Consider the following 10,413-nt stretch of genomic DNA (forward strand, 5'->3'; position numbering starts at 1 on the left):
CCACCCTGCCCTCCCCAAAATGAAACCATGCGCCACGCCCCGTGCGCGCGGATCCAGCAGGAGAGCCAGCATGTTTCCCGAATACCGCGACCAGATCACCACCCTGAAGACCCAGGATGCCCGCTTCGCGCGCCTGTTCCACCGCCACAACGCGCTGGACCAGGAAATCCACAACATGGAGTCGGGGCTGGTGCCGGCCTCCACCTTCGAGATCGAGCGGCTGAAGAAAGAGAAACTCCTGCTCAAGGACCAGCTCTACGCGATCCTGCGCAACACCCCAGCCTGACGGAGGACCGCAGATGACAGATCGCGACACCATCCAATCCTCCCACACCGCCACCGCGCCACGTGCCCGCGCCACGGCCAGGGGCGACGTGCTGCCCACCAACTCGGCGCTGTCAGCCCAGCGCAATGAGGTCGAGAGCGCCGTCGACGCCTCGGTGCAGCTGGCGGCCAGCAGCATGCAGGACATCCTGGCCAGCCGCGCAGGCAACGGCGCCGACATGCTCGACGCCATGCGCACGCTGCTTGACGGCCTGGCGCCCGACGAGGCTGCGCAGCTGCGCAGCCTGATCCTCGAAGGCGATCCCGCCGCGTGGCAGGCCGGCCGCAAGCGCCATCCGGACGACGAGCTGTCCGCGGGCTGGCGCGAAGGCGCGTACCCGTACCAGAACCTGATGTCGCGGCGCAATTATGAAAAGCAGAAGTACCGCCTGCAGGTGGAGCTGCTCAAGTTCCAGGCCTGGGTGCGCGAGACCGGCCAGCGCGTGGTAATCGTATTCGAAGGGCGCGACGCCGCCGGCAAGGGCGGCACCATCAAACGCTTCATGGAACACATGAACCCGCGCGGCGCGCGCGTGGTGGCGCTGGAAAAACCCACCGAGGCCGAGCGCGGGCAATGGTACTTCCAGCGCTATGTGCAGCACCTGCCGTCGGCCGGCGAGATCGTGCTGTTCGACCGCTCCTGGTACAACCGCGCCGGCGTGGAGCACGTGATGGGCTTCTGCTCGCAGCGCGAATACCAGGACTTCCTGCAGCAGGCGCCGGACTTCGAGCGGCATCTGGTGCGCAGCGGCATCCACCTGTTCAAGTTCTGGTTCTCGGTCAGCCAGAAGGAACAGCGCCGGCGCTTCCGCGAGCGCGAGATCCACCCGCTCAAGCAATGGAAGCTGAGCCCGGTCGACCTTGCCTCGCTGGACAAATGGGACGAATACACCCAGGCCAAGGAGGCCATGTTCGCCCACACCGACACCGCCGATGCGCCGTGGACGGTCATCCGCTCGGACTGCAAGAAGCGCGCGCGGCTCAATGCGCTGCGTGCCATCCTGTCGCGCTTCCCCTACGGCAACCGGGACACCACTGCCATCGGGCAGCCCGACCCGCTGATCGTGGGACGCGCGCTGGCCAACTGAACCTCGCCCCCTACTCCCGCACTTCTTCCGTTTTCCCCTTTACCAAGGCCCCTATGTTCAAGCACATCCTGCTGCCCGTCGACGGTTCCGAGCTTTCCCACAAGGCCGTGTCCGCCGCCATCCAGTTTGCCCGCACCGCCTCCGCGCGCCTGACGCCCTACATGTGCGTGGAGACCTATCCCTACATGGTGGGCAGCGACAGCACCCATGAGAGGCGCGAGGTATTCCAGCAACGCGTGGAAGCACTGGCGCGCCAGGAACTGGTCAAGATCGAGGCCGCGGCGGCAATGGCCGGCGTCCCGTGCGCGGGCCACGTCTCGGCCGCCAGCGCCCCGTATCACGGCATCATCAACGCTGCCCGGGACCTCGGTTGCGATGTCATCTTCATGGCCTCGCACGGCCGCAAGGGCATCAGCGGCCTGCTGCTGGGCAGCGAGACGCAGAAGGTGCTGACCCACAGCGACGTGCCGGTGCTGGTGTTCCGCTGACGGCACGCCGCTGACCCCGCCGCCGGGCCAGATCCGGCCCGCGCGGCGCGGCAACCGCTGCCCCGTGCTGTACCATATCGCCCATATTCGAAAACGCCCCTTCGCGCCCCGGCCCCAGGCCGCCGGATGACCGCCCGGACGCCCCGCGCGGCCGCCATCCGGCTTGCGCAAGGCGGCGATCCGAGCGGAGCGGGCGGCATCACGCAGGCCCACCGCCAGACAGGCTAAATGGCAATGGGATTGCAGAAAAAAACCGACCCGGAACAGGCACAGGCAGATTCGTCCGCGAGCCGCCACACGCCCATGATGCAAGAGCGCCTGAGCCTTTCCCAGTAAGGGAGTTATGGCGACTCTACGCCAGAAGCTACGCCACTTGCCAGACCAAGGCGGCATAGCTCAGAGCAGAACGCATCCCCACCATGGGCTCCTAGCAAGGCTGCCCCAATTTCAGTACATTGTCATATTCGACAGAGAGACATCGCGCCTGGCATAGGCGCCCAAGTCAAAAGAAAGACCACAAATGACAAAAGAAGCCCTTGAATATAAGGCTCTGCGAATTGAGGGGTGCGCCAAGGAGGCACTTACACGGGTCAGGGCCGCGATCACAGACACGGGCATTGAACACGCCTGTTACGCAGTGCGCGCCCGGGTCAAGCCTGAGAGCCGGCTGGTCGAAAAGGTGGGGCGCAAGCGCGAGACGAAACCGGAGTATGACCTCGAATCGATCACCGACGTCATCGGCATTCGACTCATTACATTGTTTCGGCGCGACCTGCCTGAGGTACTGACGAAGGTGCTCGACATTATTGAGCATGGCGCCGACATCAGACCCAACCCAGTGAAGAAAGGCAGCCTCGAGGAGATCATCGTCTACAACAATGAACTCGATAGCTCGCCCTTCAACCTCCTGATCAAAGAAACGCTCGATCAACGACGGGTCACGTTCGAGAAGCTTTCCTCGAAAGAGGGGTATTCCAGCCTCCACATTGTCTGTCGCGTCGGCCCAGACGTCGTCAACTGTCAAGGCATCGGCCCTCAATACATGTTGCCGATTGAGATCCAAATCCGGACAGTTTTTGAGGATGCCTGGGGCGAGATCGACCACAAGTACGGCTACATGGCGCGCTCCGGCAAAGAGCTCTCACACGCAGGAAACCAGGCCCTTATCGGCCCGCATCTAAGGGTGCTCAAGCAGTTCACCGATGCTTGCGCCGCGTACGCCGACACCATCAAAGAGATGTCCTCGGAGTATGCGACGGTCGCCACCAAAGCCGGCAAGATTTTGTCCGTCGAATCAGACGACGACGTCCTCAAGCGGTTCGAGCAACTTGGCGTACCGCAGGCATATATCGATCAATACGCCAACGGCCGATTGGTGCGGGAAAAGTGCGCGACCGTCCAGGTGAGCAAGCAAGATCGCGCGCACTGCTATCTCGAGGCGTCCCAGTATTTTTCCGCGATCGCCCAACAATGCGAGAAGGATTTGAACGGTGACGGACTGAAGCTTTATTGGTATTACGTCACACTTAATACAGCCTTTTGCTTGCTCTCCACGAACTCGAATGAGAGCATCGAGAATGCGGTCGCAATCTACGTTGATCTAGCCGAGAAGTACCCCAACTATCCCCTGGTGAAATTCCGTCTGGGCCAAGCGTATTCCAAGCTTGGGCGCATTGATGATTCCATCCGACTCTTCGAGGACACGCTTGGCGAAGTCGAGCAGCTTGCGGCCGCCAGCAAGGCGAAGCAGAGCTGGGATGACAACCTGCCATTGCCGGATTACAAACACATTGCAACAGCCCTCCCCAAGCTCTTGGGTTACCAGTACTGGGAGAAAGGCGCGTATCGCACCGAACCAGGCGATCGGGAGCAGCGCCTCTCGCTCTATCGCAAGGCCTACGAGGTCACCATACTCGCCTATGAGTTAACCCCAGACAATGCGGATCTCGCCAATAATCTCGCCTACTACGCATTGGAATACTTGACCCTAGAAACAAAGGGCCAGTTCGCAGCGAGCCTCGTGGAGGGCCTGACGAAGTATTGCCCAACGATTGAAGCGGCTGCCGCCTCGCCGGATGCCGATGCGCTCCTGCTGGACACGCTTCTTCATATCTATATCGTCATCGACAAGAAAGAGGACGCAAAGACACTTGCGATGCGCGTTTCCGATGCTCTAGATGCCGCCGAAGACATCCCCGACATGATCGCTAGAGCCATCCAAACCAGGGTCCTGAAGGTGCTGAAGAACACGTAACAATCGCAAGTGAATTCGCACGCAGCTTGACTTCTTAACGTTCAAACCGTTAAATCCAAGTACCAAACCGTTTTTTAACCCCGCCCGGAGACCATCGTGACTACAGCTTGGCCCAATAATGACGGCTAAATGTTGCTCATAGATCGCTAACACCCCCCAAAAAGCGCCTCCCTGTGAGGCGCTTTGCGTTTCTACGACTCCGTCGGCGGTGCGGTCACGTTGTTTTGGTCAATTCGGATACTGTATGCTTATACAGTATCCTAGACCAATGAACCCCATGGCCACCACAATCTTTCTCGAAGCCCACTACTTCGGCGAGGACCGCGAGGAGTTGCGCCTGCCGTGCGATGCGGTCGCGGCCGCGGCGGGCGGCCTAGTCATCACCGGCATCGAACTGCGCCCCTTGCAGAGACTGAAATGGCGCCCGGATCACCTGTCATATTGGGACGATGGCCAGCTGTTGCGCCTGGCAGTCGGGCCATGGGTTGCCCTGGCTCCGATGACCGTGCGCTTTACCCTGCGGTGAGCTCATGGCCACCAAGGAACTGCCGCGGGATCTCCCTGCGCTCACGGAAGAAGAACTGCGCGACATCGGCCAGCGCGTGCGCAACCAGGACGTCCGTGACCTGCTGTGGGAGATTGCGCGGCTGCGGCAGACAGTACAGCGGGCGCATTACATCGCCGAGCTGCTGTACGGTCAAGGCGGAGTCATGGCCGATAGCTGGCTCCGGCAGCTGATGGAGGAGCCGTGCATTGTCGAGGCACTGGAGGCAGACTATGGCAGCCGTACGCCAGGGTCGCGTGGGTGGCGAGGGGATGTGCGCACCCCCGAGCATGAGGTCCGGCTGGCCACCATCCAGGCGGAGGCGCGCGGGCGCATCGCCAAGCGCCGGACACTCGCCAGGACATAGCGCGCCCGGACGGGTGCCGCTACGGAGTCAGCGCGTCGTAGCTGCGCTCGCAGGTGCGACCTGCGCCGTGGCTGGCGTCAAGCGCCGCAGCCAGCTCTCCCGCTCGCGCATCAGCCCGGCCGAGCACGTCGGCGAGCAGATCGACGGGAGTGGCGGCTGGCGCGCCGCCGCCGACAGTGGCGGGATCGCCGGGGCCTCGACTGGCGTTGGCGAGGGCGGTTGCACGTGCGAGCAACTCGCGACGAGCAGTGTCAGCAGCCCGAGCATCGGCCCGGGCCGCGTCGGCTTGTTGGATGGCCGCATTGGCGATCTCCGTCTGTGCCGCGGTGCGGCGTTGTTCCTCGAGGCGCGCGGCGTTGACCGCCTCGGCCACCTGCCTGGCTTGCTCCGCGTGCAGCTCGGCCAGCTCGCGCCCGCACTCAGAGAGCTGGCGCTCATAACGATTTCCCTGCAGCCACCAGGCGAGCGCCCCGCCCAGCACCGCACCGGCCGCCACCATAAAAAAAGCCGCCGCCAGGCGGCCCTTCCATGCGGCCAAGAACTCAAGTGCCTTTGCCATGCCGGCCCTCGCTCTGGCGCATCCTGCGCTTGAAGTAACTTTCCAGGGCCTGCGCGCCAACGATGCCGAATGCGCTGCCAAGCCCCACCAGTGCCACCGGGTTGAGCTCCGGGAACTGAATGAGCGCCATACCGGCCACCATCGAGGCAGCGGCCCCCATCACCGTCCGAGCGAACACCAGGCGCACGGTGATGGCTTCGTCGCTGGCCAGCAACTTGCCCAGGCCAATCATGGCGCCGACGAACACCAACATAAACAAGCTCTTTTCTGGTTCTTGCATGTACCCGTTCCTTTGCGGTTGTTTATGCGTGGATGAATTGCTGGGCACGCTGCCAGCGTTGTCGCCGGTCATCGAGCCCGTTAAGGCCGCCATTGATGCGCCGCGTGAGCTGCTCGAAGTCGCCCAGGTCCGCCAGCTGGTTGCAGCCCTTGGCGTACCAGAACCACGCCGCTGAGCGGGCGGCCAGCTGGTCGTCGGTGGCCAGCAGGTCCGGCCGACTAACCAGGTCGACGCCGAGCGCGTGACCGCAATCGTGGTAGTTGTCGGCGAACGTGATCTGCTTGAGCCCGCGTCCGCGGTAGCGCCAGCCGTCGCCACTGGCCGCCTCGCCATTACCGAAGCGCTTGGCGTACACGATCGACGCAATGCGCGCCTGGCGCTCAGCCGGCACCGCGCGCTCGCCCGGCTGACGGCCGAGAGTGCTGGCCAGCGCCGGCGGCATGCGGCTACCGAACGTCCGCTGCAGCCCGTCGACGCTGTAGTCGAAGGACTCCTGCAGCGTGGCAAAGCCAGCAGATTCGGTACCGACCTGCGCGATCCATGCCGTGACGCGATGCGGCGCCAGGATGCCGAACTCAAAGAGCGCGGCCGACACAACCGGATACCAGCGCTCCGCCAGCTCCGATGACAGGCCGGCCGCCTGCCTGAATGCTTGCTTGTCCATCTTTTGACCCCGGAAACGAAAAAGCCCGCTTCGCGCGGGCAATAAAAAAGCCGCCCGAAGGCGGCTTTCCCTAGAAGTTATAGCGACTATACGGCCACCGTTTTACCCGAATGCGGGTGCGCATTGACTGCGAAATGCTCTACCGCGTATCGCTTGTACAGCGAACACAGCAGCTGCTGCATGTCAGCAAGATCCTTCGAAAACGATCCCGCACGGTCAGCAGCATCGACCACCGGACGCATGCGCTCGACGATCTCCCTTTCGAAGTCCGTCAGGCAGTAATCCAGGATCGATTCGATGGGATACGACGCAATGCGGACACCAGATTGCAGCGACAGGTAGGTACTGAACAGACGCTCGACGATGAACGGAAGGAACGGCGCTGCATCGGTATGCCACGTGTCTCCCATCACTGCTTTGGCCGCCGGCGCGTCTGCATTCAACTCCAGATAACGCGCGATCGGATCCAGCACTCCGCCGACGTACCCTTCCCAGAATGCCGGCGTCCCGACCCAAAAGTTGGAATAGCACAGCATCGCGTTCGTTTGCCGCGGCACGCGAGCGAGATCCCATCCAATGTCACAGGCATCGAGAAGGCCTTGTGCCCGCTCGGTTAGCCCCGGGTGATTGATTTCCCCCTGCATCCACACGTTGTACGAGTAGTACGCGATGGTCGGAAACGGGTTGATGATCCAGACGTCCGCGTCGCGCTGCTCGCGCACGAACCGCAGGAACTGCTCGCCAGATACCTTGGTCTTCAATCCGAACTTAGGCGAGAAGATGCCCGTATTGCCCTTGCGGTGATCGCCGCGGCGGTAAAAGTCCACCAGGATCCTGACTTCTCGCCACGCCGCATGGGAATTGTCGACCAGTATCAGCGGCTTAAACGCCGGCTCAGAAAGCACCTGCCCAGTCTGGTACAGAGGCTCGAAAATTGTGGTCACCAGGTCGCTCCGTCATAACTAGCGCAGAACTATGACGGAGCGCAGTCCGAGCGTCAATATCACTCGGACTCTGGCGCCGGCAGAGACTTTTTCACCACCGGATTCATCCCTTCGCAGAAGGCCTTCCAGCGCGGATCCGTTGTCTCAATGGTGCCCAGATTCGGATAGACGCTTGGATCTTGTGGCGATCCGAAGTAGCTCACGACGATGAACTGAGCATCGTCAAATTGGACGTTCAGCGTTGTCATCACCCCCCCCTAGATGCTGTAGCCAACAATTGACGCCGCATAGGTCACTGAAATTGCGGCCGAATTTCCGATCGCGTAGTAGAGCGTTTGCGGCGTGACAACCGCTGAATCAAGATCCATCCCCCAGTTCGGGCCGGTCGATGTGCTGCCGGAAACGTACATCAGGTTGCCGCCGCTTCCATTGGAATCCGGCGCGAAGGCAAACGATGGCGCACAACCCGTAGCCGATGTGAAGGTGATTGTGCGAGTGCCTTTCACGCGAACCGCATTCGGCGGCACTGCGGACGAGATAGACAAGGACGTAAAAGGAATGCTCGTAGACGACGTCGTGGTACTTAGAATTGACGTCGAGTTGCGATAAATGTCCCTGCCCAGCTGGTGACCGACTGTGAATTGGCCACTGCCGTTTGTCGGCCAGACACTCACCAGCGCCGACGCCGTGTATCCCGCCGGCATATTAGCCCCCCCGTACACCTCGGGCTGCACTGCGCTGGTCGCGTTTTTCGCCAGCAGCGCGCTCACGCCAGTCGTCGGGTTGTAGATCACATACAGCGCCACATAGCCACCGGCCGGCGCACTTCCGGTATCCATGCCGCCGGCGCCGGTCGTAGCCAGGTTGACCGTCTTGTTGAAGCCGGACAGCCGGTAGTGCTTACCGCTGAGAGCAGAGGCGACCACGACCTGGTCAGCCGTCAAGGTCGCCGAGGCCGACGCAGTCGTTACGCTCATCTTGACGTTGCGCGCCTGCCCCACAACCGCCGCGGACAGGATCTGGATCGCCTGCAGGAGCTGGGTCCTGTCATTGGAATCCAGCGTGAGGCCAGCGGCCTCGATTGGCGAACAGATCTCCTCCTGGGCGTGGTCGAACCACACATCCTCCAGGTCGGTCGCCGGGATCCCGCCCACGGCATTGCCGTTCGTGAAACCATGCTTTCCTGCACCGAACTTGTCGACCACCTTGGTCGTCGTCGAGATACGCCTCATGCGCTCACCCCGTAAGAAATGTAGAGAATCGTTTGCGCCGGCTTGTGCTGCGCCAGCAGGCACTGCAGGCCAGGATCCCCCCAGCTTGCAAGCGGTTCATTGCAGCGGCTGCCCGCCTTCATCCGACGCACATCCGCGCTGATCGGCACATTGACGCGCCAGGCATGGCGCCAGCCGCCCTGGTTGATTGCGCTGTTGCACTTGCTGTTGGCGCGGAACGGACGAAATTCCGTGATGGTTGCGCCGGAATAGCCAACGGACGCGAGCAACCCGATGAAGAATGCGCGGGACTGACCGCCACTCCAGACCACCTTTTGCACCAGGCGTCCTCGCCGGTCAGCAATCGATACGGCCGGCGCCAGGCATGGATTCGGAAGGCCGTAGTTGCGCTCCCAGTCATCCAACAAGGCCGACGTGGCACGCGGATCAGACTCCTCATGCAGCTGCTCAGCGGCCTTGTGGACAGACAGATAGGTCAGCGCGAGCGCGTTCAGCACCCGCACGGCGAGGTCGCCCTCGTCTTGCGGCCAGGCCGGACCCTGAGGCAATAGCCGCAGCAGCTGCTGCCGGTAGTGGGCGACGGTTACATCCATGTGATGCTCCCGAAGACGGCCAACTGACCGACAGGCGATGCCACATTGGCGCTCGGCGATGTCAGTACATGGTCGGTTTCGCCGGCAGCCAGACTGATCGCCTCATTGATGTGGGAGAGCAGGATCGTGCCGCCGGGAATGGCTTCGCGCGTAATGAGATCCCGCAGCTCAGCCTCGACGGCCGCCCGCACCGCCACCGTGTTCGGCGTCAGCTGGATCTGGAAGTTGACCGCCATGGCCACCGGCGCGACGACAGTGACCTCGGCCGTCACTGGGCGAACGCTGTCGATGTACGCCTGCACCGCCGCCACTTCCGCGGCGTCCGGGATGATCGATGCATCACCGTCACGCACGAAACGCACCACCACGGTGTTGGGGCCCAGCTCGAGCGGTGCCACCCATGCCCGCGTCACGCCAGCCACCGAAAGCGCCCATTGCACATAATCGGCCGCCGATCCCCCGTCTGGCGGCTGCTGCAGACGCTGCAGCAAGCGCGCACGCAGGTCATCGTCACTCTCGACGTCGGTGCCCGTTGTCAGCCCCGCAACACCGACCGCAGCGGTGCTCTGCAGCCCCGGCACCGGAGTGACCAGCGTGAGGCTTTGCCCCATCACCGCATTGGTCGATAGGCCAGTCGTGATGGCCAGCACCGATACCGATGCCGTCCCTGTTGCCACGGTGGCATCCGCCTGGCTGGCGTACTGAACCCCGTCCGAACGGATGAACAGCGTGCCCGCCGGCACGACCGTCCCGTCGGTACCGGAAACCGTTACCAGGCCGGCCCCGCCGGTCGCCTGTTTTCTGCCACCGGAGAGCCACAGCGACGCATGCCGGTCGAGGAACTCCTTTTCCGCTCGGTCCGGCAGGATCTGCCTGCTGATCCACTCCTGGTAGCCGTAGAGGCCGTCGGCAGCGCCGGCCGTCATCACGGCCAGCGCGTTGAGCACCGCAAAGCGCAAACGGGCATCCGCCCCGGGGATCGCCTCGATCGCGGCGTAGGCCGCGTCGCGCAGATCCATGAGTTCTGGTCTTTGATAGGCCATGTCAGCTCGTTACGTTGGAAAGATTGCGCCAGG

14 protein-coding genes are annotated in these 10,413 nt (G+C 62.7%); 6 read left to right on the forward strand and 8 right to left on the reverse strand.

Going from position 1 to position 10,413, the window contains the following annotated elements:
* The first annotated feature begins 70 nt into the window (after positions 1–70).
* The 6 genes from AC3WON_RS30385 (at position 71) to AC3WON_RS30410 (ending at position 5,065) form a co-directional block, all read left to right on the forward strand.
* The gene (locus tag AC3WON_RS30385; protein ID WP_492320979.1) at positions 71–286 is read left to right on the forward strand and encodes an HP1242/YdcH family protein; all 216 of its coding nucleotides are present in this window, start codon (positions 71–73) and stop codon (positions 284–286) included.
* Positions 287–299: 13 nt separating this feature from the next.
* The gene (gene ppk2, locus AC3WON_RS30390; protein WP_492353406.1) at positions 300–1,412 is read left to right on the forward strand and encodes a polyphosphate kinase 2; all 1,113 of its coding nucleotides are present in this window, start codon (positions 300–302) and stop codon (positions 1,410–1,412) included.
* 53 nt (positions 1,413–1,465) lie between these two features.
* Positions 1,466–1,900, forward strand: a complete 435-nt coding sequence (locus AC3WON_RS30395; protein WP_010808973.1) for a universal stress protein — start codon at positions 1,466–1,468, stop codon at positions 1,898–1,900.
* A gap of 520 nt (positions 1,901–2,420) precedes the next feature.
* Entirely contained in the window at positions 2,421–4,154 is a 1,734-nt protein-coding gene (locus AC3WON_RS30400) for a RelA/SpoT-related domain-containing protein (protein ID WP_492353407.1), read from the forward strand.
* 277 nt (positions 4,155–4,431) lie between these two features.
* Positions 4,432–4,680: a hypothetical protein gene (locus AC3WON_RS30405; protein WP_492353408.1), complete on the forward strand. Its 249-nt coding sequence runs from the start codon at positions 4,432–4,434 to the stop codon at positions 4,678–4,680.
* Positions 4,681–4,684: 4 nt separating this feature from the next.
* Positions 4,685–5,065 (forward strand): hypothetical protein, encoded by a 381-nt coding sequence (locus AC3WON_RS30410; protein WP_492353409.1) that lies wholly within the window; start codon positions 4,685–4,687, stop codon positions 5,063–5,065.
* A 19-nt stretch (positions 5,066–5,084) separates the two neighbouring features.
* Here the strand turns inward: AC3WON_RS30410 and AC3WON_RS30415 are convergent, their stop codons facing one another.
* The 8 genes from AC3WON_RS30415 to AC3WON_RS30450 all read right to left on the reverse strand — a co-directional run bounded on the left by AC3WON_RS30415 (position 5,085) and on the right by AC3WON_RS30450 (position 10,356).
* Complete coding sequence (locus tag AC3WON_RS30415) at positions 5,085–5,624, reverse strand: DUF2514 family protein (protein WP_492353410.1); 540 nt, start codon at positions 5,622–5,624, stop codon at positions 5,085–5,087.
* Positions 5,608–5,904: a phage holin family protein gene (locus tag AC3WON_RS30420; protein ID WP_492353411.1), complete on the reverse strand. Its 297-nt coding sequence runs from the start codon at positions 5,902–5,904 to the stop codon at positions 5,608–5,610. The genes AC3WON_RS30415 and AC3WON_RS30420 overlap by 17 nt, the downstream gene beginning before the upstream one ends.
* Positions 5,905–5,926: 22 nt before the next feature.
* Positions 5,927–6,568, reverse strand: coding sequence for a glycoside hydrolase family 19 protein (locus AC3WON_RS30425; protein WP_492353412.1), 642 nt, complete (start codon positions 6,566–6,568; stop codon positions 5,927–5,929).
* A gap of 86 nt (positions 6,569–6,654) precedes the next feature.
* Positions 6,655–7,512, reverse strand: a complete 858-nt coding sequence (locus tag AC3WON_RS30430; protein WP_492353413.1) for a hypothetical protein — start codon at positions 7,510–7,512, stop codon at positions 6,655–6,657.
* Positions 7,513–7,571: 59 nt separating this feature from the next.
* Positions 7,572–7,760 (reverse strand): hypothetical protein, encoded by a 189-nt coding sequence (locus tag AC3WON_RS30435; RefSeq protein ID WP_492353414.1) that lies wholly within the window; start codon positions 7,758–7,760, stop codon positions 7,572–7,574.
* A gap of 9 nt (positions 7,761–7,769) precedes the next feature.
* The gene (locus AC3WON_RS30440; RefSeq protein ID WP_492353415.1) at positions 7,770–8,744 is read right to left on the reverse strand and encodes a phage tail protein; all 975 of its coding nucleotides are present in this window, start codon (positions 8,742–8,744) and stop codon (positions 7,770–7,772) included.
* Complete coding sequence (locus tag AC3WON_RS30445) at positions 8,741–9,337, reverse strand: YmfQ family protein (protein WP_492353416.1); 597 nt, start codon at positions 9,335–9,337, stop codon at positions 8,741–8,743. The genes AC3WON_RS30440 and AC3WON_RS30445 overlap by 4 nt, the downstream gene beginning before the upstream one ends.
* Positions 9,328–10,356, reverse strand: coding sequence for a baseplate J/gp47 family protein (locus AC3WON_RS30450; protein WP_492353417.1), 1,029 nt, complete (start codon positions 10,354–10,356; stop codon positions 9,328–9,330). The genes AC3WON_RS30445 and AC3WON_RS30450 overlap by 10 nt, the downstream gene beginning before the upstream one ends.
* Between the last annotated feature and the right edge of the window lie 57 nt (positions 10,357–10,413).

This window comes from Cupriavidus sp. FW305-46, from assembly GCF_058787075.1.